Source organism: Kluyvera georgiana ATCC 51603, from assembly GCF_001654985.1.
Classification (GTDB): Bacteria; Pseudomonadota; Gammaproteobacteria; order Enterobacterales; family Enterobacteriaceae; genus Kluyvera; species Kluyvera georgiana.
In genome coordinates, this window is record NZ_LXEU01000085.1 from 1 (window position 1) to 22,353 (window position 22,353).

At 58.3% G+C, this 22,353-nt stretch carries 18 protein-coding genes; 10 read left to right on the forward strand and 8 right to left on the reverse strand.

Annotated elements, in window-relative coordinates:
• Positions 1-24 precede the first annotated feature (24 nt).
• Positions 25-2,391 carry a glycoside hydrolase family 31 protein gene (locus M989_RS20875; RefSeq protein ID WP_064548498.1) on the reverse strand — a complete coding sequence of 789 codons (2,367 nt, stop codon included), beginning with the start codon at positions 2,389-2,391 and terminating at the stop codon, positions 25-27.
• A gap of 14 nt (positions 2,392-2,405) precedes the next feature.
• Complete coding sequence (locus M989_RS20880) at positions 2,406-3,707, reverse strand: MFS transporter (protein WP_064548500.1); 1,302 nt, start codon at positions 3,705-3,707, stop codon at positions 2,406-2,408.
• Between the two features lie 298 nt (positions 3,708-4,005).
• Here M989_RS20880 and M989_RS20885 point away from each other — a divergent pair, with 298 nt between their 5' ends.
• Positions 4,006-5,109, forward strand: a complete 1,104-nt coding sequence (locus M989_RS20885; RefSeq protein WP_064548501.1) for a LacI family DNA-binding transcriptional regulator — start codon at positions 4,006-4,008, stop codon at positions 5,107-5,109.
• Here the strand turns inward: M989_RS20885 and M989_RS20890 are convergent.
• The 4 genes from M989_RS20890 to M989_RS20905 all read right to left on the reverse strand — a co-directional run bounded on the left by M989_RS20890 (position 5,076) and on the right by M989_RS20905 (position 10,924).
• Complete coding sequence (locus M989_RS20890; protein WP_064548725.1) at positions 5,076-6,341, reverse strand: DUF1479 domain-containing protein; 1,266 nt, start codon at positions 6,339-6,341, stop codon at positions 5,076-5,078. The genes M989_RS20885 and M989_RS20890 overlap by 34 nt on opposite strands.
• Positions 6,342-6,552: 211 nt before the next feature.
• On the reverse strand, positions 6,553-7,362 hold the full coding sequence (locus M989_RS20895; protein ID WP_064548503.1) for a Cof-type HAD-IIB family hydrolase: 810 nt from the start codon (positions 7,360-7,362) through the stop codon (positions 6,553-6,555).
• A gap of 222 nt (positions 7,363-7,584) precedes the next feature.
• On the reverse strand, positions 7,585-10,017 hold the full coding sequence (locus M989_RS20900) for a formate C-acetyltransferase/glycerol dehydratase family glycyl radical enzyme (protein ID WP_064548505.1): 2,433 nt from the start codon (positions 10,015-10,017) through the stop codon (positions 7,585-7,587).
• 4 nt (positions 10,018-10,021) lie between these two features.
• Positions 10,022-10,924, reverse strand: coding sequence for a glycyl-radical enzyme activating protein (locus tag M989_RS20905; RefSeq protein ID WP_064548507.1), 903 nt, complete (start codon positions 10,922-10,924; stop codon positions 10,022-10,024).
• Between the two features lie 133 nt (positions 10,925-11,057).
• On the opposite strand from M989_RS20905, the gene fsa reads away from it, so the two are divergent.
• On the forward strand, positions 11,058-11,720 hold the full coding sequence (gene fsa / locus M989_RS20910; protein ID WP_064548509.1) for a fructose-6-phosphate aldolase: 663 nt from the start codon (positions 11,058-11,060) through the stop codon (positions 11,718-11,720).
• A gap of 63 nt (positions 11,721-11,783) precedes the next feature.
• Here fsa and moeB read toward each other — a convergent pair whose 3' ends face one another.
• Both moeB and moeA read right to left on the reverse strand, forming a co-directional pair.
• Positions 11,784-12,545 carry a molybdopterin-synthase adenylyltransferase MoeB gene (gene moeB / locus M989_RS20915; protein ID WP_064548511.1) on the reverse strand — a complete coding sequence of 254 codons (762 nt, stop codon included), beginning with the start codon at positions 12,543-12,545 and terminating at the stop codon, positions 11,784-11,786.
• On the reverse strand, positions 12,545-13,780 hold the full coding sequence (gene moeA / locus M989_RS20920) for a molybdopterin molybdotransferase MoeA (protein WP_064548514.1): 1,236 nt from the start codon (positions 13,778-13,780) through the stop codon (positions 12,545-12,547). The genes moeB and moeA overlap by 1 nt, the downstream gene beginning before the upstream one ends.
• A 178-nt stretch (positions 13,781-13,958) precedes the next feature.
• Between moeA and iaaA the strand changes: the two genes are divergently transcribed.
• From iaaA to M989_RS20960, 8 genes are all read left to right on the forward strand, one after another.
• The gene (gene iaaA, locus M989_RS20925; protein ID WP_064548516.1) at positions 13,959-14,897 is read left to right on the forward strand and encodes a beta-aspartyl-peptidase; all 939 of its coding nucleotides are present in this window, start codon (positions 13,959-13,961) and stop codon (positions 14,895-14,897) included.
• 11 nt (positions 14,898-14,908) lie between these two features.
• A complete protein-coding gene (gene gsiA / locus M989_RS20930) occupies positions 14,909-16,768 on the forward strand; it encodes a glutathione ABC transporter ATP-binding protein GsiA (protein WP_064548518.1) in 1,860 nt (619 codons plus the stop codon).
• Between the two features lie 23 nt (positions 16,769-16,791).
• Positions 16,792-18,330 (forward strand): glutathione ABC transporter substrate-binding protein GsiB, encoded by a 1,539-nt coding sequence (gene gsiB / locus M989_RS20935; protein ID WP_064548520.1) that lies wholly within the window; start codon positions 16,792-16,794, stop codon positions 18,328-18,330.
• A gap of 52 nt (positions 18,331-18,382) precedes the next feature.
• The gene (gene gsiC, locus M989_RS20940) at positions 18,383-19,303 is read left to right on the forward strand and encodes a glutathione ABC transporter permease GsiC (protein WP_064548521.1); all 921 of its coding nucleotides are present in this window, start codon (positions 18,383-18,385) and stop codon (positions 19,301-19,303) included.
• Position 19,304: 1 nt separating this feature from the next.
• Positions 19,305-20,216: a glutathione ABC transporter permease GsiD gene (gene gsiD / locus M989_RS20945; protein ID WP_064548523.1), complete on the forward strand. Its 912-nt coding sequence runs from the start codon at positions 19,305-19,307 to the stop codon at positions 20,214-20,216.
• A gap of 223 nt (positions 20,217-20,439) precedes the next feature.
• Positions 20,440-20,901, forward strand: coding sequence for a PTS sugar transporter subunit IIA (locus M989_RS20950; RefSeq protein WP_064548525.1), 462 nt, complete (start codon positions 20,440-20,442; stop codon positions 20,899-20,901).
• Positions 20,898-21,221, forward strand: coding sequence for a PTS fructose transporter subunit IIB (locus tag M989_RS20955; RefSeq protein ID WP_064548527.1), 324 nt, complete (start codon positions 20,898-20,900; stop codon positions 21,219-21,221). The genes M989_RS20950 and M989_RS20955 overlap by 4 nt, the downstream gene beginning before the upstream one ends.
• Positions 21,222-21,251: 30 nt before the next feature.
• Positions 21,252-22,346, forward strand: coding sequence for a PTS fructose transporter subunit IIC (locus M989_RS20960; RefSeq protein ID WP_245191277.1), 1,095 nt, complete (start codon positions 21,252-21,254; stop codon positions 22,344-22,346).
• Positions 22,347-22,353 lie beyond the last annotated feature (7 nt).

The following is a 22,353-nucleotide window of genomic DNA, read 5'->3' on the forward strand; positions in this document are numbered from 1 at the left end:
CGGGGAGAGGGGCGGGGTAAGGGGTTATCCTCGAACCCACTCGCTTTTTTCTTCGCCGTTAATCAACAGCTGACGTTTTTCTCCTTCTGGTAGCGTCACTTTCAACGCTTCCCATGCTGGACGATAATCGCCGCGTGCGTTTACCTTCAGGTCAATCGTACTGGCGGTGCAGACCATTTCCCACTCCAGCCACAGCGCGTTACCCTCTTTGTAGCCCCACGACTCGCCGTCATCCTCAAACAGCAGGCCCGAAGAGCGGCCTATTCCTTTCATCGGGAACAGCTTCAGCTCACGCGAGGTATCTTCTTCTGCTTTCACGTAGGTAATACGTTCGCTCAGCGGTAGACCAGCGCCCGCACGCACCAGCAGCGGCAGTTTCTCCAGCGGCGCATCGACGACAATCGACTGGCCGCCGCTGTACCACGCGCCGGTGTAGAAATCGTACCAGCCGGTTTCGTTGTCCGGCAGCCAGACGCGACGCTCGCGCTCGCCGGCTTCCACCACGCTGGCAACCAGAATATCGCGGCCCAGCAGGAAGTCGTCGCACTCTTCAAAGGTCTGCGCATCGTGCTCGTGATCGAGGAAGGTCGGACGCAGCATCGGCTCGTCGTCGGCATGCGCCTGCCATAGCAGCGTGTAGAGGTACGGCAGCAGACGGTAGCGCAGCTCAATCGCGCTACGAATCGCCGGGGTCACGCCAGGATACATCCAGGGTTCGTTCACCGTGTGGTCATCGTTCCATGAATGGATGGTAAAGCGCGGATGCATTACACCGTTCTGTACCCAGCGGACAAACAGCTCCGGGTCCGGTTTGTCGCCGGAGAAGCCGCCGACATCATGGCCCAGGTTGTACAGACCGGACAGGCTCATCCCCAGCCCCATGCGGATGTTGTAGCGCAGCGTGTCCCAGTTAGTGCGGTTATCGCCGCTCCAGGTCTGCACGTAGCGCTGCATCCCGGCGCAGCCGGAACGGGAGATCAGATACGGGCGCTTGTTCGGCGCAAAGCGCTCCTGCGCTTCCATTGACGCGCGAATCATCAGCAGCGGCATCACCGGGCGAATATGCTTAATCGCAATCTCATCGCCAAAGCCGTGACAGCGCGCTTCACCGTCCCACACTTCAAACTCGTTGTTATCGTTCCAGGTGGAATCGATACCCATCTCCAGCAGCTGCGACGTGACGCCCTCCTGCCACCAGGCCACGGTTTGCGGATTGGTAAAATCGAGGTGCGAACCTTCATCGTCCCAGAAGCTGGAACGCTCCGGACCGTCGCTTTCCGAGTCGCGAATAAACAGCGCTTTCTCCGCCACCTCGTTGTAACGCGGGTGATCCTGCAACAAGCATGGCTTGATGTTAGCCGCCAGATGCAGGCCCGCGTCGTGGAACGCCTGGCTCATGACTTTTGGCTGCGGCACTTTGTCGTAGTTCCAGTTGAAGACGTAGCGCTTGCCGTTAATGGAGGTATAGCCGGAAGAGAGCTGGAACGAATCGCACGGGATAGCATGCTCGTCGCACAGACGAATAAAGTTCATCAGCTGATTTTGCGCGTCCGGCGCGTCGGTGTAGTGCATAGTTGAGCCGCTGTAGCCCAGGCTCCATTTCGGTCCGAACAGCGTTTTGCCGGTCAGACGGACGAAGGCTTTGGTGACATCCAGCACGCGCTCGCCGGTAAACAGGTAGTAATCGATATCACCGGCTTCGGCCTGCCAGCGGCGATAAGCGGTGTGGTAGTTGTCGATCTCGTTGCCTAAATCCAGCCAGCAGCTGCTGAGGTTGTCGTAAAACAGCCCGAAGCTGATGTCATCGCGGCGGGTAATGGTAAACGGAATGTGTTTGTACAGCGGGTCGGTGCTGGACGCGTTGTAGCCCATGGCATCCAGGTTGCGCATCTCGTAGCGCTTGCCGTTACGCTGCAAATCACCGGCTTTATCCCCCAGGCCATAAAAACGCTCGTCCTTACGGCGGCTCTGGTAGTGTGCCACGCCATCGCCGTGGGCATTCACCAGATAGGCGCTGGTCGGGCGGTCGTTGACCAGCGGCTGCCACTCGCCTTCGGCGTTGCGGTAATGCCACTCCAACCACAGCGGCTGGTGGACGGTGACGCGCAGCGACTGGGTGGCGATCATCACGGTATCGTCCTGTTGGCTTAACGTCCAGGCAGGCAGGCTAAAACCGCTGAGATCTTCACGGCTGCGGCCCTCCCATGGCACGTCCTGCTCGGGGGCGATACTCCAGGTGCGGTCCAGCGCCAGCTCGCCTTTGCGTTTCAACAGCACGCGGAACAGATTCTCCTCCAGCACATACAGACACAGCGTGTGCTGGCCGTCGACCAGCAGCTCGACGTGGTGGGAAGACTGTTTTTGTAGGGTCCAGTTTTTCAGCGTTTTCATATTTACATCCACTATCAGGCGCGTTTCGCGCGGCGTTCAGCAATAAATGCGACCAGGAAGACGGCGCCAATCAGGTCGAAGAAACCCATGGCGACAAACAGCGGGTTGAAGCCGATTTTGTCGGCAGTCACCCCAATAATCAGTGAGAACAGGAAGCTCGCAATCCATGCGGCGGAACCACGCATGCCGTTAACGGTCGCCATCTGGCCTTTGTCGAACGATTCAACAACCAGTGCGCTCAGCATGCAGGAGATGATCTGGTGGCCAAAGCCGCCAATCGACATCAGCACCACGGCGATGATCGGATCTTTCGTCACCGCCACGACGGCAAGCGACACCATCAGGAATGCCCCGGTGACGGAACTGGCCACGGTAGAGTTGACGCGTGAGCAGCCGAACAGGCGCACATAGAGGCGGGTTAAATAGCCGCTCGCGACGCTGCCGAGGTCGGCGGCCAGGAAGGGCAGCCAGGCGAACAGGGCGATCTGCTTGAGATCCATGTTGTACTGCTTGGCAAAATAGAGCGGCATCCAGAAGCTAAACACGGCCCATGCCGGTTCCGCCATAAAGGCCGGGATAGCGATACCGTAGAAGCGTTTGTTTTTGCCCACGGTTTTCAGCGCGGTCAGGAATGGCAGCTTCACCGGCGGCGCTTCGTTGTCCTGACGGATATAGTCCAGCTCGGCTTTGCCCAGGTTCGGGTGTTTGTCCGGGTTGTGGTAGAACGCCCACCACAGTGCAACCCATGCGAGCGCCAGAATACCGGTAAACATAAACGCGCCCTGCCAGCCAAAAGAGGCGTGGGCAAAATAGATGATTGGCGGTGCCAGCATCGCGCCAATTGAGAAACCCACGCCAGCCCAACCCGCTGCGACCGGGCGTTCCGATTTGGGAAACCACTCGCCGATGGTTTTGGCGTTGGCCGGGGTAGCCGCCGCTTCCGCGCCGCCCATAAAGAAGCGCAGCATCGCCAGATGTAGCCAGTTACCGGCACCGGCGTGCAGTAAACAGGCCAGCGCCCACAGGCTGGCGCAGATCATAAAGCCCAGCTTCAGGCCAATAACGTCAATCAGCCAGCCGCACAACGGCTGGAACAGGGTATAGGCGATCTGGAAGGCGCCGACGATCCAGGAATATTGCTCGGTGGTGATCCCGAGGCTGTCTTTCAGCTCCGGCGCCAGGATCCCCAGCGAGTTACGGGTGATGTAGTTGACGGTGACGCCGAGTAAAAAAAGCACCAGCATCCACCAGCGCAGGTTTTTGACAACGCGGCGAGTTTTGCTGGTTGTTATTTCATTATTGATGCCCTGACTCATAGGGATCTCCACAGGATGATGTCAGAAACGGTGGGCAACTACGTGGGAAGTTGTCACACCACTTTTGGTAAGATTTTGATATTTATCAGCTTTGTTATTTTTCACTTCCACCGTTCTTGTATGGAAGTTGTTCTACCAATTCACCTTAGAAGACATGAAAGGTTGGTAAAAGCGGGTTTTGTGCACGTTTTTTCATGAGTGACTGATATACATTACGTATATGTCTTTCATGCCTTGCCAAATAAGGCATTTTTGTCATGAAAATTCTTTCATTTTTGAATTAGAGACAGATCACAAAATGGAAAAGAAGCTGAAAATCGCCGAAATTGCCGCCCGAACCGGGCTGTCTGCCAGCACCGTTTCGCGTGTGCTGGCGGGTAAAGCGAATACCAGCGCTCGCGCCCGCGAGCAGGTGTTGACCTGCGCGCGTGAGCTTGGGGTGATGGACGGTATGGCGGCAGGAAGGATGCTGCTCAATAGCCTGATTGTCTTTGCGCCGCCGCGGGCGTTCGATGAGCGGTCCGACATCTTTTACTACCGTGTGATCCAGAGCATCAGTAAAGCGCTCTCGCCACACGAGGTGCGCTTGCGCTACTGCGCGCTGGAGGAGAACGACAGCGATCCTACGCTGTTTTTGTCGCGCATGAACGAAGCGGAAACGCAGGCGGCCATTCTGCTGGGCATTGACGATCCGCATATTCACGATCTTGCCGCCGACCTCGCGAAGCCCTGCGTGTTGATTAACTGCCGCGACGAACGCATGCGCCTGCCTGCCATAGCGCCGGACCATCGGATGATTGGCGCTTTCGCCGCGCGCTACCTGTTTGAAATGGGCCATCGGGAGGTCATGAACGTCATGTGTCTGCGCCGTTACACCATGGAACAGCGGCTGGCCGGCATTAAAGAGGCATGGCGTCAGCACAACCTTGAGTTTCAGCACGAGCGCGACCTGTTAAATATCAGCAGCTTTAGCGCCAACGTTGCCGAGGAAAAGGTTGGCGCATGGCTGGATGCGCGCAATGGCCGGCCATTGCCGACGGCGTTCCTGGTGGGCGGTGATTTTATGGCGGCGGGTACCGTTAACGCCCTGCGCCAGCGCGGGCTGCGGGTGCCGCAGGATGTCTCGGTCATGAGTATCGATGGCTTCAACCTGGCGGCCATTGAGGACGTGCCGCTCACCGCGGTTCACGTGCCGCGCGACGAACTGGGCGTAGAGGCGGTGCAGATGCTGCAACAGCGGCTGATTCGCCCCGACGCGCCGGTAGGATCGCTACTGCTACACGGGCGGCTGGCGGTTCGGGAATCGGTGCGGCGGGTGCGCCCCGGAAAAGGGCACACCGCCGTTGAACGGGAAGGGTTGTACGATAATCAGGCGTCGATGCCCAGCGCACGTTTGCCGTGAATATTGAGGTCGGCGAGCGTAAAGCGGCCCTGCCAGTCGGCTTCGTAGTCTTCACGCGGAAAGTCGCCCGGCGACGCGCCGCGTTCTAATGCCGCTTTCACCTTGTGGGCGTAAGCGAGATTTTTTTCGCACATTGGCGCGGCGGGAATGTACATCACGTTCCCCCAGCCCTGCTGATTCTCCACCGGTGCGACCGAGTGGATCACGTCACAGTGCCACCATACCGAATCACCGGCCTCCAGTGCCGGAATGGAGGTCAGTGCGCTTATCAGCAGCGGGTGCCATTTCTCGGAGATTGGCAGCACTTTCCCTGGCGCTACGCCGCACAGTTCGTCCTCCGGTACGTCGTCAAGCAGCGGACGCAGCAGCACGTAGGCCATCGCTTCCGGAATCGGCACTACGTGCAGTAGCCCCTGATCCGGGATCATGTCCGAGAGTGCAGTCCAGCCCTGGAAGGTGCGGAACACCGAGCATTTGGTGGTGTTATCCACGGTGTACTCTTCCACCTCGGTGCGGTGCGCCGCGTTCCACGGGTCGTATTGTTCCACGTTCCCGTTAAATACGCTGGCGAAGACCTGCTGATAGGCTGGCAGCAGCCAGCGTTCCAGCGCGCCAGAATCGGTATGTGCTCCGAGGCCTTTGGAGGTGGTACCCGGTGGGCGACGGCGGATACGGTCCGGATAAATGACGCTGATATCCGGATTAAACCACTGCTTGCCCTCGCTTTCCACTTGCCAGAGGCGGTTGAGGAACGATTGGGCCAGCGCCATCTCTTCGCTCTGACGCGCCTGCATTTGCGCCTGCGACCAGTAAATCGGGTAGATTTCCGGACGTGAGGCATCAAGTGAACCGAAAAAGCTATCGCCCGGCCCCTTATATACGTCATCGAAATGGTTGAGATCGAGGTAGTCGAGCATTGAACGATCCCACGCCAGCGCTTGTTCACGCGGGAAGTGACCTTTAATCACCGCACATCCGCGACGCTTCACCTCAGCGCGGGTGGCCTCGCTAATGTTGCACGCCGCCAGATCGGCAAAGGGAATGATTGGCCACACAGGCTGCCCCTGCGCCTTCAGGGCGTTAATTTCCGCAACCCGCGCTTCAATGGTGGCGCTCAGACGGTCGAACACCGCCTGGACGTCGCCAATCTGCGCGCGTAGCGTTTGTTTCATCTGGCGAATGGCCGCTTTCGGGTCGGCAGGGAGCGTTTCGTGGGTAAAGGTAATCGTCATATCAACCTCGCAATCTTTCATTCGAAAGTAAAATGCATTACAGGTGATACTTTAGGTTAAAATAAAGTTAATGCAAGTTTAAATTCTTGCGTTAGATCACGAAGGGAAAGGAAGATGAATATGTAGGCCGGATAAGGCAACGCCCCCATCCGGCAATGTGCTCGGAAGCGCCTGATGGCGCTTCGTTTATCAGGCCGACAAAGGAAGAGAATTAGAAGGGGTCGGCGCCGTCCAGCACGGACTGAATGACGTTCAGCGCACCGTCGTGGTTGTTGTCGTCGGTCCGGTAGTCCGCAATGGCCTTAATGCTGTCGACCGCGTTGCCCATGGCGAAGGAATATTTCACCAGCTTGAGCATCTCGGCGTCGTTGCCGCTATCGCCAATCGCCACGCACTGCTGCGGCGAAAGCTGCCAGCGCTTCAGCAGGCGGCTGATGCCGTTGGCTTTGTGCAGGCCGGGAATGATGAGATCGACAAAGCCGAAGCCGCTGGTGACGGGCTTCATAATGCCGTCGAGGGAGACGTGCAGCTTATCAATCAGATCGGGGATATCGCTGTCCGGGAGGTTCAGGGAGAATTTGAACATCTTATCGTCGACGTCGTGGAAGTTCGCCACGCGCTTTAAGCGGTAGTAGTGTTTGGACATCAGTTTAACCAGCGCATCCGGCGCGCTGTCGCTGATATAAGCGCTTTCCAGACCGCAGGCGACGAAATACATCTGCGGGTCTTTCAGCAGTTCGCCAATCACCGTCTGATACTCATGTTTCGTTAGCTCGCCGTGGAAAAGCTGCTGCCCGTGCTCGTACACCAGCGCGCCGTTTTCCGCGACAAAAGAGATGCGATCCCGAATTTCAGGGAAGAAGGTAATCAGCTGATAATACTGGTTGCCGCTGGCGACAACGAATTCAATGCCACGTGCTTGAAGCTGTTCAAACTGCGCCAGAAACCGCGAACGGTCGTAGGTCTTGGCGTCATTAAGAAAAGTTCCGTCCATATCGGTGACGATAACTTTAACGGTCATACGGGATGCTCCTGGTGTAACTTCGGCCAGAAACAATTTAATTACAATGTGAGATAAAGCACAAATTTATTTCATTTGAAAGAAAGGCGGTGGGTCGCTGTGCGCGTTGGACCCTCACCCCGGCCCTCTCCCTGGAAGGGAGAGGGGGGATTGACCAACGGCGCCGATCGGTTCCCTCTCCCCTGAGGGGAGAGGGTTAGGGTGAGGGGGAAATGCGCCGACTTACAGCGTATGCTCAGTACGCGCAATAATATCGTCCTGCGCATCCGGCGACAGCGCGGTAAAGAACGCTGAATACCCCGCCACGCGCACCACCAAATCACGGTACTGATCCGGATGTTTTTTCGCTTCCAGCAGCGTTTCGCGCGACACGATGTTGTACTGAATATGCCAGCCTTTGTGCACTTCGAAGAAGGTACGCAGCAGCGCCATCAGCTTTTGCTTGTCGCTTTCGTTTTCCAGCGTCGCCGGGTTCAGCTTCTGGTTCAGCAGCACGCCGCCGAGAATCGCCGAGGTCGGCAGCTTCCCGACGGAGCTAATCACCGCCGTTGGCCCCAGGTGGTCGGTGCCGGAAGCCGGGCTGGCGCCTTCAGCAAGCGGGGTTTTCGCTTTACGGCCGTCCGGGGTTGCCATGGTCTGCGCGCCAAACGGTACGTTCGCTGAAATGGAAGACGTACCCGCGTAATAGTTGCCGCCGATCGGGCCGCGACCGTAACGTGGGTTGTGATACTGCTTCAGTTCGTCGATATAGGTCTGATAGGCGCGGGCCAACAGGGCGTCGACGCTGTCATCATCGTTGCCGTACTTCGGCGCGCCGTTAATCAAACGCTGACGTAGCTGCTCGTGGGTCAGTCCTTCGTAGTCTTCCGCCAGCGCTTTTGCCAGCTCCTGCTGACCAATCAGCCCCTGATCGAAGACCAGTTTTTTCACTGCCGCCAGGCTGTTGCCGAGGTTGGCGATCCCCACCTGCAGGCCGGAAACCCAGTCGTACTTTGCGCCGCCCTGTTTAATGCTTTTTGCCCGCTCAATGCAGTCGTCAACCAGCGCCGAGCACAGAATATCGTGCACGTTCTCTTCCAGCATGGTGTCGACCACGTATTCAATCTCAATGGATTTACGGGTGTAGTAACGAATCTGGCTATCCCAGTCGGCCAGCATCTGCTCGAAGTTGGCGAAGTTACCCTGCGACAGCGCGTGTTCCTGCGGCAGGAAGACCTGGCCGCTGGTGGCATCGCGACCGCCTTCCATCGCGGCCAGCATCACGCGGGCAAAGTTGATAAAGCTCATCCCGGTGCAGCGGTAGCCCCATTTACCGCCAACGGCGGTTTCAATACAGCCGATGGCGGCATAATCATAGGCATCCTGAGGTTCAACGCCCAGTTTGATAAATTCTGGAATCACGATCTCATCGTTGTTGAATGCCGGCATGCCAAAGCCGCAGCGAATGACCTGCACGCAGGCGTCGAGGAAGTCGTTGCTCATCCCGGCGTGATAGCGCACGCTCAGGTTTGGCTGCGTGGAACGCAGGCGGCCGCAGGATTCGAGAATCGCGTAAGAGAGCGGGTTGACCGCGTCCTGCGCTTCGCCGTTGACCAGCTTCTGTCCGCCGATGGTGACGTTCTGATACAGCGGGCTACCGGCGGAAGCTTTGGAGTGCGAGCCGGAGCGAATTTTGTTCACTTCCAGCAGCTTCAGCCAGCAGCTGTGCAGCAGTTCGATAGCGTGTTCGCGATCCAACGACTGCTCCAGCTCAACGTCGCGGCGGTAGTACGGATAGAGATACTGGTCCATACGGGCGAACGACACCGAGTGACCGTTGGACTCAATTTGCAGAATCAGCTGGATGAAGTAGCACAGCTGCAGCGCCTGCCAGAAGGTTTTTGGCGGCTGGTGGGCAATGACATCGCAGTTTTCGGCGATCGCCAGCAACTCGTCGCGGCGGTTTTCGCGAGACTCTTCGGCAGCCATTTTGCGCGCCAGCTCGGCGAAACGTTCAATGTGCAGGCCCACGGCTTCCAGCACAATATCAATGGCTTTCAGGAACTGCTCACCGTGCAGGTCTTCCAGTACGGTCAGGTTGATGCGGGTACGACGCTCGGCGACTTTGGCGCGCATGCCGTCGAGGCCTTTTTCCAGCAGCAGCGGGTAGTTCACGGCCAGGTGGGCGTCGCCGGAGGTCATATTACCTTCGGCTTTAATAATGCCGGTGGCCAGCAGCGCTTTCTGTTCATCGGTAAACATGCCGTAGCAGCGGTCTTGTACGGTCTGGCCACGCCACCATGGGCACACTTCGTGCAGCACGCGCTTGTTCTCTTCGCTCACCGCAAAACCGGCGCCGGGGCGGTCGGCCAGGTCATCGATCTCTTTTTCAATCCAGCTGACGGTATATTCCGGGAAAATAGGCGCGGCGCGCACTTCACTGGCCTGGTTGCCGATAATCAGCTCGTCGTGCTTGATCCAGATAGTGCGTTCTGCGAGGTGATGGGCCAGCGCCAGCGCGCGGCGTACCGGAATCGGCTTGTCGAGATGCTGCTGATAGGCTTCGGTATAGTGGCGTGCGCGTTCGGTACATACCGGTGGCTTAACGATATGCACCAGCGCGGTTTTGTGAGCTTTGATGCGGTCGGTCAGTTTGTCGAGAGTCAGAGTGGTCATCGTTTTATCCTCGTAATGTCGCCGTTAACCCTTTTTCGCGGGCGTACTGCTGGGCAAAATCCAGCAGCGCCGGGTCGTTCAGCGGCTTGTCGGGTGCAAAGTAGGGAAGGCCGAGCAGGGTATATTTGTTGATACCCAACGTGTGGTACGGCAAAAAATGAATGTCGCGCACGCCCGGCATCTCGTCGGCGGCAAAATCAGCAATCGCTTTGATGGAGTCTTCATCGGCATTAAAGCCCTGAATCAGCGGTACGCGTAGGGTTACCTGTTTTCCGGCGGCTGCAAGGCGTTTCAGGTTATCGAGCACGCGTTTGGCCGAACCGTCGGTCCACTGCTTGAAGCGTGCTTCGTCTACGTGCTTCAGGTCAGCGAGGAACAGGTCGATATAGGGCAGTGCGGGCTCCAGGTAGCGCCATGGCACGTGCAGGCAGGTTTCTACCGCCGTGTGGATGCCCTGTTCATGGGCGCTTTTCAACAGTTCCAGCGCCAGTTCCGGGTTCATAAACGGTTCGCCGCCGGAGAGCGTCATACCGCCGCCGCTGCGATCGTAAAACGGTTTATCGCGCAGCACGGTGGCCATAATTTCTTCGGCGCTTTTCTCTTCGCCGCAGACGGTCAGCGCCTGCGTCGGGCAGCAGTTGGTCAGTGTGGCAAGGTGGGCGTTATCCAGCTTTTCCCGATGGATAACCAGCCCGTTAAGCGCACGTTCAATGACCGACGGTGCAGCTTTCTGGCACAGGTCGCAGCCGTCCAGGCACAGACGCGGGTCGAACAGCAAATCCTGCTCGCGGGAGCGGCTTTCGGGGTTCTGGCACCAGCGACAGCCGAGCGAACAGCCTTTCAGGAAAACCACGGTACGGATACCGGGGCCATCGTGGGTGGAATAGCGCTGAATGTTGAAAATCATATGCTGTCCTCATCTTTCGTATAAAGATTAAAATGCTTTCGAATGAAAGTTATCTTGACATGAATCAACTTAAGAAGAGGTTTTGCTGTGGTAATGTTATTCCATGCTCAATATCACGGTTTAAGGACACATCATGGAACTCTATCTCGACACCTCTGACGTCGCCGCAGTGAAGAAACTGGCGCGCGTTTTCCCGCTGGCGGGCGTGACCACAAACCCAAGCATCGTGGCGGCAGGTAAGACGCCGTTGGACGCGCTGCTGCCGGAACTGCTGGACGCGATGGGCGGTAAAGGCCGTCTGTTTGCCCAGGTGATGGCGACAACCGCCGACGGCATGGTGGCGGACGCGCGCAAGCTGCGGGCGATTATTCCGGATCTGGTCGTTAAAGTGCCGGTGACGGCGGAAGGTCTGGCGGCGATTAAGCTGCTGAAAGCGGAAGGGATCCCGACGCTGGGTACCGCCGTTTACGGCGCAGCGCAGGGGCTGCTGTCGGCGCTGGCGGGGGCTGAATATGTCGCGCCTTACGTTAACCGCGTCGATGCGCAGGGGGGAAATGGTATTCAGACGGTGTGTGAATTACAGGATCTGCTGACTCTGCATGCGCCACAGTCGAAGGTGCTGGCCGCGAGCTTTAAAACGCCGCGTCAGGCGCTGGACTGCCTGCTGGCGGGCTGCCAGTCGATTACCCTGCCGCTGGACGTTGCGCAGCAGCTGATCAGCTACCCGGCGGTAGATGCCGCAGTGGCGAAGTTTGAGCAGGACTGGCAAACGGCGTTTGGCCGCACGTCGCTGTAATACTTTCTCTATTGGCACGATCGGTTCCCTCTCCCCACCGGGGAGAGGGTTAGGGTGAGGGGGTTACGCCGAAGCCTCCCCGCACACCTCGCACGTCGGGCTACGCATCAGCTTCATCTCTCTGAACTGGCAGCGCATCGCATCATACATCACGATTTTGCCCGCCGCTGGCGTACCGTAATGGGCCAGCACCTTAATCGCTTCCATCGCCTGCATCGCGCCAATCACGCCCACTAGCGGCGCCATCACGCCCGCTTCCACGCAGGTGAGCGCATTCTCGCCGAACAGACGGCTCAGGCAGCGGTAGCACGGCTCGCCTTCCTGATACGTAAACACCGAAATTTGCCCTTCCATGCGAATCGCCGCGCCGGAAACCAGCGGGACTTTATGCCGGAAACAGCCTGCATTCAGCTGGTTACGAATAGCGACGTTATCGGTACAGTCGAGCACCAAATCCTGTTCCGCAATCAGCGCCCACAGCGCCGCTTCTTCCAGCAGTGCGTTGTGGGTCGCCAGCGTGACGTGTGGGTTAATGCGCGCCAGCGCGTCGCGGGCGGAGTCGACTTTCGGCTGACCGATAGTGGCGTCGCTATGCAGCGTCTGGCGTTGCAGGTTGGAAAGCGCCACGGTGTCGAAATCGAGCAGGGTGAGTTGGCCAATTCCCGCGGCGGCCAGATACTGCGCCGCCGCACAGCCCAGCCCACCCAGGCCGACAACCAGCACGCGCGACGTCTTTAACTGCTCCTGGCCGTCAAAATCAAAATCCCGCAGGATGATTTGCCGGTTGTAGCGCAGCATCTCGGCATCGCTGAGTTCGGCGGCCATCACAGGCCTCCCAGCAGATGGTTAAAGGGTTCAACCTCTACGCATTCACCGGCTTCGACGTTGCCGCGCTCACGCTCCAGCACGATAAAGCAATTGCCCTGGCTGAATGAGCTAAAAATGTGCGAGCCCTGATGGCCGGTCGTGGACACGGTAAGGTCGCCGTTGGCGTCGCGGGTCAGCAGGCCGCGCTGGAAGTCGAGACGACCCGGGGATTTTTTCAGCCGATCGGTGGTACGCACGCGCAGGCGCGGAGCCTGCGTGGCGTTGCTGCCCGCACTCAGTTTGGCCAGCAACGGCTGCACTAACTGATAGAAGGTCAGCGCCGCGGAGACCGGGTTACCCGGCAGACCGCAGAACCAGCTGTGGCTTAGCTTACCGAAAGCAAACGGCTTGCCCGGTTTGATGGCGAGCTTCCAGAAGCTGATTTCACCCAGCTCGTCGAGAATCGTTTTGGTGTAGTCCGCCTCGCCAACGGAAACGCCGCCGGAGCTGATAACGACATCAGCCTGCTGGTCGGCCTGAATAAAGGTCTGGCGCAGCTGTTCCGGGTCATCGCGGATAATCCCGAGGTTAATTACCTCACAGCCCAACTGTTCGAGCATCAGATGCACCGCCAGACGGTTGGTGTCGTAGATTTGCCCATCGCCCAGCGGCTGGCCCGGTAGCTGGAGTTCGTCACCGGTGGAGAACAGCGCGACGCGTACTTTTCGCACCACGTCCACTTCGGCAATGCCGAGAGAAGCCAGCACCGGCAGCTCGGCGACGGTGAGGCGGGTACCCGCCGGGAAAACCACCGCGCCGTTGGCGATGTCTTCGCCGCGACGGCGAATATTCTGCCCCGGCTTCACAGCTGCGGTGAAACGGATACCGGCGTCGGTCTGCTCGGTCTCTTCCTGCATCACGACCGCTTCACAGCCTGCGGGAATTGGCGCACCGGTCATGATGCGCACGCAGCTTCCGGCAGGCCATTCACCGTGGAACGGCTGCCCGGCAAAGGCTTTACCCGCGACCGTCAGCGGCGTTTGCGCCGCGAGGTCGGCCAGACGCACCGCGTAGCCATCCATCGCCGAGTTATCAAAACCCGGAACGTCCAATGGGGAGACGACATCGCCTGCGGTGATACGGCCGAAAGCCTGTAACAGCGGCACCGACTCGCTTTCACGAAGCGGGCTAATTTGCTCAAGCATCTGGGCGAGCGCGGTATCAAGCGGGATCAGTCCGGCGGTAAAATCCATGGGTAAACTCCTGCGGGAAACGTTCGAATGCGCACATTATGGCAGAAAACCCCCGCAGACTGTATGCCACCTGTGGTGTACCCTGACATTTCCGGACGCTCTTTCTATATTCAAAATTGATATAGGAACAGAGTCACTATAATGATATTTATAAATAAAATGACGTAAGGGATAACGAATGGGTAAGGCAGTCATTGCGATTCATGGCGGAGCAGGGGCAATAAGCCGTCAGCAGATGTCAGTGGAAAAAGAGCGCGAATATGTCACCGCGTTGTCCAGCATTGTGGAGCATGCGCAGCAGATGCTGGAATCCGGCGCCAGCGCGCTGGATACGGTGACCGAAGCGGTTCGTCAGCTGGAGGAGTGCCCGCTGTTTAACGCCGGGATCGGCTCGGTGTTTACCGCTGATGAAACGCATGAACTTGACGCCTGCGTGATGGACGGCAATTCGCTGCAGGCGGGCGCCGTCGCTGGGGTAAAGCGCCTGCGTAACCCGGTACTGGCGGCCAGGTTGGTGCTGGAAAATAGCCCGCACGTGATGTTGATTGGCGAAGGGGCAGAGGCTTTTGCTCAGGCGCAGGGCGTCGAGCTGGTCGAGAATTCGCTGTTCTCCACCGACGCGCGTTTTCAACAGCTTATTGAGGCGCGCAGCAACGGTGAGTTTATTCTCGACCACGACGCGCCGCTGGATGAACGGCAGAAGATGGGCACCGTCGGCGCGGTGGCATTAGATCTCGACGGCAATCTTGCCGCGGCGACGTCTACCGGCGGCATGACCAACAAGCTGCCAGGGCGGGTGGGCGATAGCCCACTGGTCGGCGCGGGATGCTATGCCAACAACGCCAGCGTAGCCGTCTCCTGTACCGGCACCGGCGAGGTGTTTATCCGCACGCTGGCGGCTTACGATATCGCCGCATTAATGGAATACGGCAATCTCAGCCTGCTGGAAGCCTGCGAACGCGTAGTGATGGAAAAACTGCCCGCGCTGGGCGGTAGCGGTGGGCTGATTGCCATCGATCGTGAGGGCAACGTCGTGCTGCCGTTTAACAGTGAAGGGATGTATCGCGCCTGGGCCTATGCCGGGGATACGCCTACGATTGGCATTTATCGCGAATAGAAGGAGTCACCGTGCCGCATTCCGACGAGCTTGATGTCACGCAGGTGCTGAGCATTCAGAACCTGAACGTCGCGTTTCGCCAGGACAAGCAGTCCGTGCGCGCCGTGCATCAACTCTCTTTTCATCTGAACCGGGGAGAGACGCTGGCGATTGTCGGCGAGTCCGGTTCAGGTAAGTCCGTGACGGCGCTGGCGCTGATGCGGCTGCTGGAACAGTCCAACAGCCAGATGCAGTGCGAGCAAATGCTGCTGCGGCGGCGCAATCGCGAAGTGATCGAACTGCAGGAACAAACGCCCGCGCAGATGCGCAGCGTGCGCGGTGCCGACATCGCGATGATTTTTCAGGAACCGATGACTTCGCTTAACCCGGTGTTTACCATCGGCGAGCAGATTGCCGAGTCCATCCGCCTGCATCAGGGGCTGGGCCGCGAAGAGGCGCTGATTGAGGCGAAAAAAACGCTCGATAAAGTGCGCATTCCTGAGGCGCAGACCATGCTGTCTCGCTACCCGCATCAGCTCTCTGGCGGCATGCGTCAGCGAGTGATGATCGCGATGGCGCTGTCATGTCGCCCGGCGGTGCTGATTGCCGATGAGCCGACGACCGCGCTGGACGTCACGATTCAGGCGCAAATTCTCCAGCTTATCAACGTGCTGCAACAAGAGATGTCGATGGGGGTGATTTTTATCACCCACGATATGGGCGTCGTCGCGGAAATCGCCGACCGGGTGCTGGTGATGCATCAGGGGGAGGTGGTGGAGACCGGTAGCGTTGAGGCTATCTTTAACGCGCCGCAGCATCCGTATACCCGTCGTCTGCTGGCGGCGGTTCCCCGGCTGGGGGCGATGCGCGGCAGCGACTATCCGCGCAGTTTCCCTGAACTCAACGCGCCGGAGATTGAGCCTCAGCAGCAAAAAACGGTGGTGGAGGGCAAGCCGATTCTTCAGGTGCGCAACCTGGTGGCGCGCTTTCCGCTACGCGGCGGCGTGCTTAACCGCGTCACCCGTGAAGTGCATGCGGTGGAAAATGTCAGCTTTGACCTGTGGGGCGGCGAAACGTTGGCGCTGGTGGGCGAATCTGGCTGTGGCAAATCCACGACCGGGCGTGCGCTGTTGCGGTTAGTGGAATCGCAGAAGGGCACGATTACCTTCAACGGCGAGCGTATCGATCTGCTCTCCGCTCACCAGCTTCAGCCGCTGCGCCGCGATATTCAGATTATCTTCCAGGACCCTTACGCCTCCCTCGATCCGCGCCATACGGTCGGCTTTTCGATTATGGAGCCGCTGCGTGTGCACGGGGTGCTGCAAGGCGAAGCGCTCCAGAAGCGGGTTGAGTGGCTTTTGCAGCGCGTCGGATTAGAGCCGGAACATGCCTGGCGGTATCCGCACGAGTTTTCCGGCGGCCAGCGCCAGCGTATCTGTATCGCGCGCGCACTGGCCCTACAGCCGAAGGTGGTGATTGCCGATGAGTCGGTATCGGCGCTCGATGTTTCCATTCGCGCGCAGATTATCAACCTGCTGCTGTCGCTGCAGCGGGAGATGGGCATCGCCTTTCTGTTTATTTCCCATGATATGGCGGTGGTGGAGCGCATCAGCCATCGCGTGGCGGTGATGTACCGCGGGCGGATTGTGGAGATTGGCCCGCGGCGCGCTATTTTTGAGAATCCGCAGCATCCTTATACCCGCAAGCTGCTGGCCGCCGTGCCGGTGGCCGACCCGACGCACAAACGTCCGCAGCGCGTGCTGCTGTCTGACGAGCTGCCGGGCAATATCTACAGACGGGGCGAAGAGGTAGAACCGATCGGTTTGCAACAGGTGGCGCCGGGGCACTATGTGGCCCGCGAACCGGCAAGCAGTGCGCTGATAAATCGATAATAAAACGACAGGCAGGGGACAATATGACACAACGCGTTTCACGTAAATGGCTGGTTGCACTGGGGGTGGCTTCAGCGCTGGCCTCCGCTTCCTCGTTCGCGGCAAAAGATGTGGTGGTGGCGGTAGGCTCCAACTTCACCACCCTCGACCCGTACGACGCTAACGACACGCTGTCGCAGGCGGTGGCGAAATCCTTCTATCAGGGGCTGTTCGGCCTGGATAAAGAGATGAAGCTGAAGAACGTGCTGGCGGAAAGCTACACGGTATCGGATGACGGCAAGGTCTATACCGTCAAGCTGCGCCAGGGCGTCAAATTCCAGGACGGCACCGATTTCAACGCCGAAGCGGTGAAGGTCAACCTCGATCGCGCCAGCAATCCAGAAAGCCACCTCAAGCGCTATAACCTGTACAAGAACATTGATAAGACCGAAGTCGTCGACCCGCAGACGGTGAAAATCACCCTCAAGCAGCCGTTCTCGGCGTTTATCAATATTCTCGCCCACCCGGCGACGGCGATGATCTCGCCAGCGGCGCTGAAAAAATACGGCAACGAGATTGGCTTCCATCCGGTAGGGACCGGGCCGTATCAGCTGGATACCTGGAACCAGACCGACTTCGTGAAGGTCAGCAAGTTTGCCAATTATTGGCAAAAAGGGCTGCCGAAGCTGGACTCCATTACCTGGCGTCCGGTGGTCGACAACAATACCCGCGCGGCGATGCTGCAAACCGGTGAAGCGCAGTTTGCTTTCCCGATCCCTTACGAGCAGGCGGCGCTGCTGGCGAAAAACAGCCAGCTTGAGCTGGTGGCCAGCCCGTCAATCATGCAGCGCTATATCAGCATGAACGTGACGCAAAAACCGTTCGATAACCCGAAGGTCCGTGAGGCCATCAACTACGCGATTAACCGCCAGGCGCTGGTGAAGGTGGCCTTTGCGGGTTACGCGGCACCGGCTACCGGCGTCGTGCCGCCGTCGATTGCCTACGCAACGCAGTATCAACCGTGGCCGTACGACCCGGCAAAAGCGCGTGAGCTGCTGAAAGAGGCGGGTTACCCGAACGGCTTTAGCACCACGCTGTGGTCATCGCACAACCACAGCACCGCGCAGAAGGTGCTGCAATTTACCCAGCAGCAGCTGGCGCAAATTGGCATTAAAGCGCAGGTCACCGCGATGGACGCCGGGCAGCGTGCGGCGGAAGTGGAAGGCAAGGGGCAGAAAGAGAGCGGCGTGAGAATGTTCTACACCGGCTGGTCGGCCTCGACCGGTGAAGCCGACTGGGCGCTGTCGCCGCTGTTTGCCTCCTCAAACTGGCCGCCAACGCAGTTTAACACCGCGTTCTACGGCAACCCTCAAGTCGATAAAGACCTCAGCGCGGCGCTGCAAACCACCGACAGCAACGAAAAAGCGCGGCTGTATAAGGCGGTTCAGGATACTATCTGGAAAGAGTCGCCGTGGGTGCCGCTGGTGGTGGAGAAACTGGTATCAGCGCACAGCAAGTCGTTGACCGGATTCTATATTATGCCGGATACCGGGTTTAGCTTTGACGACGCGGATTTGAAGTAAGCGACGTTTCCCTGCCTCATGAAGGGGCAGGGAGTCATCGGCAAGGAGAGTCATGCTCAACTATGTGATTAAACGCCTGCTCGGCCTGATCCCCACGCTGTTTATCGTGGCGGTGCTGGTGTTTTTGTTTGTCCACATGCTGCCCGGCGACCCGGCCCGGCTGATTGCTGGCCCGGAAGCGGACGCGCAGGTGATTGCTATGGTGCGCCAGCAGCTGGGTTTGGATCAGCCGCTGTACGTGCAGTTCTGGCATTACATTAGCCATGCCGTGCAGGGCGATTTTGGCACGTCGATGGTTTCCCGCCGTCCGGTATCGGAAGAGATTGCCAGCCGCTTTTTCCCCACGCTGTGGCTGACGCTCGCCAGCATGGGCTGGGCGGTGCTGTTTGGCATGGGCGCGGGCATTGCCGCCGCCGTCTGGCGCAACCGCTGGCCGGACCGCCTGGGCATGGCGCTGGCGGTGACCGGTATTTCGTTCCCGGCCTTTGCCCTGGGGATGCTGCTGATGCAGATTTTCTCCGTCGAACTGGGCTGGCTGCCGACCGTGGGCGCCGACAGCTGGCGACACTATATTTTGCCTTCATTAACGCTGGGCGCCGCCGTCGCTTCGGTAATGGCACGCTTCACCCGCGCCTCGTTCGTTGACGTGCTGAATGAGGACTATATGCGTACCGCGCGCGCCAAAGGCGTCAGCGAAAAGGTGGTGGTGCTCAAACACGGGCTGCGTAACGCGATGATCCCGGTGGTCACCATGATGGGGCTGCAGTTTGGGTTTCTGCTCGGCGGCTCGATCGTGGTCGAAAAGGTGTTTAACTGGCCGGGGCTGGGACGCCTGCTGGTCGATTCGGTGGAAATGCGCGACTACCCGGTGATTCAGGCCGAGGTGCTGCTGTTTTCGCTGGAGTTTATTCTTATCAACTTAGTGGTGGACGTGCTGTACGCCGCCATTAACCCGGCTATCAGGTATAAATAACGTGCGATTATTCAACTGGCGTCGACAGGCTGTTCTTAGCGCCATGCCGGTGATGCAGGCAGCGTCGCAGCGCACGCCGTGGCGGGAGTTCTGGCGGCGCTTTCGCCAGCAGCCGGTGGCGATGGCCTCGGGCATTTTCGTGCTGCTGCTGATTGTGGTCGCGGTGGCCGCACCGTGGATTGCGCCGTTCGATGCGGAAAACTATTTTGACTACGACAGGCTAAACGACGGGCCGTCGCTGATTCACTGGTTTGGCGTGGATTCGCTGGGGCGTGATATTTTCAGTCGCGTGCTGGTGGGCGCGCAGATCTCGCTGACCGCAGGCGTCTTCGCGGTGCTGATCGGTTCGCTTATCGGTACCGTGCTGGGGCTGGTAGCGGGCTACTATGAAGGCTGGTGGGATCGCATCATCATGCGCATCTGCGACGTGCTGTTCGCCTTTCCCGGCATTCTGCTGGCCATCGCCGTGGTGGCGATTATGGGCAGCGGCATGACCAACGTGATTATCGCCGTGGCGATTTTCTCCGTCCCGGCGTTCGCCCGTCTGGTGCGCGGCAATACCCTGGTGCTCAAGCAACAGACCTTTATTGAGTCGGCACGCAGCATTGGCGCCAGCGACAGCGCGATCATTTTCCAGCATATTCTGCCGGGGACGGTATCGTCGATTGTGGTCTATTTCACCATGCGTATTGGCGTATCGATTATCTCTGCCGCCAGTCTGTCGTTCCTTGGCCTGGGGGCACAACCGCCAACGCCGGAATGGGGCGCTATGCTCAATGAGGCGCGTGCTGATATGGTGATTGCGCCGCACGTCGCGGTCTTCCCGGCGCTGGCCATTTTCCTGACGGTGCTGGCGTTTAACCTGCTGGGCGATGGGCTGCGCGACGCGCTGGATCCGAAGCTGAAAGGGTAATCTCTCTATTTCTTCCCGTAGCCCGGCCGAGCATAGCGACGCCGGGGCAAACCTGTTTCCCATCACAAATCGCGGCATTTTTTTGACTCCGCTCGCTTTTTTCCCCTCGTAATAAAGAACGCGTTTCCTCCTGCGGGCGGAAAACGGCGCTCAGTTTGCGTGCACCAGAAAGCCTAGTATTGACGCAATCTAATCGGGAATAAACGCATGGAGAGGTAGGTCAATGCTCATTGCTCGGGACAACATTTTTCTCAACCAGACTTTCGCCGATAAGCAGTCTATTTTCCGTTTTCTGGCCCATCATGCCGTGGCGCAGGGCTGGGCCGAAAGCGCAGCGCAAATTGAAGCCGATCTGTGGGAGCGAGAGAAGCAATACTCCACCGGTTTTGAGAACCAGATAGCCATTCCTCACGCCAAAACCGCCAACGTCTCCCGGGCCGGGGTGATTTTTATCCGCCTGCAGCAGCCGATTCCCTGGGAAAGCCTCGACGGTCAGCCGGTACAGATTATTTTCGGCCTGCTGGTACCGGAATCCGGCGCGCAGTTTTTGCATTTAAAAATCATCAATAGCCTTGCCAGCCAAATTGTTGAAGACGAATTCAGAGCCTATTTATTCGCCGCCAACGATGAAGACGAGTTGTTTCACTTTATGCAGTCACGCATCGAAATAAAGGAGCAGATATGAATATTGTGGGAGTGACTTCCTGTATTGCCGGTCTGGCCCATACGCCGATGGCCGCTAAATCGCTGGAAAAAGAGGGGGCGCGTCTCGGGCATCGGGTCAATATTGAGCAGCAGGGGGCGCTGGGCATTATGGACCGTCTTTCCGAGCAGGATATTGCCGACGCTGATTTTGTGCTGATTGCCGCCGATCGCGCCATTGAAGAAGAAGAACGGTTTGCGGGAAAAACCATTATTCGGGTCAAGATTGGGCAATGTGTCAGCCATGCGGCCGATGTGATTACCAAATGCGTTTCGGCCGTTGAGGCGCGTCGCAATCAATAAAACAGAGATGGTGATGTCATGAAAAAGATAATGATAGACATAAAAAACCATTTAATGACCGGGATTTCCTACGCTTTACCGGTCATTATTGCCGGTTCACTGATGGTGGCCGTGGCCAAGATTATTGGCCTGATTGTCGGCGAGCCTAACCTGGACGCTTTTGCCAAAAGCGATGGGTTAATGAACTGGCTGTACCTGACTCAGGATGTGGGCTTCAAAATTATCGGCCTGATGAACTACGTGCTTGGCGCGTATGTGGCCTTTTCGATCGCCGGGAAAAAAGGGCTGGCAGCCGGTTTTACCGCCGGGCTGATTGCATCGATGACCGGCTCCGGCTTCCTTGGCGCGGTGCTGGGCGGGCTGCTGGCGGGCTATTCATCGGAATGGGTCGGGCGCAAAATCCGTATTACCGGCTCGGCGTCCAGTTCCGTCCCGCTGATTATTCTGCCGTTTATCACCGTGGGTTTACAGGTGGTGATCATGCTGCTGTTGCTCGGCGATGTGCTGAGCTGGATCAATGCCACGCTGATGGGCTGGGTACAGCAGATGACTGAAGATGGCACCAGTACGGTCATGCTGGCGGCGGTACTCGGGGGAATGATCTGTTTTGACCTTGGGGGGCCGGTCAACAAAGCCGCCTGGGGTACCGCCAACGTGCTGTTCCTGAGCGGCGTCTACCTGCCTGCGATTCTGGTCAACGTGGCCATTATTATCCCACCGCTCGGCTATGCCGCCGCGCGATTCCTGCGCCCCCATAACTTTAACCAGACGCTGAAAGAAGCCGGTAACGGCGCGGTCATTATGGGCATTCTCGGTATTTCCGAGGGCGCGATCCCCTTCACGCTGCGTAACCCCGCAAGGCTTATTCCGATTAACGTACTGGCCGGTGCGCTGGGCGCAATGACCGTGGCGCTGTTCAAAGCCTATCCGATCATGCCGCCGCTGGGCGGGCTGTACGGCGGTTTCACCGTCGGCCATCCGTGGGCCTATTTTCTTGGCGCGCTGGTAGGAACTGCAGTCATCGCCATCGGCGCCAATCTGCTGGTGAATTTTAACGACGAATCAGCTGAAGAAAACGCCGCTGCGCCAGCGGTCAACGAAGAGATTGACATTAAGTTTGATTAATCGGCTC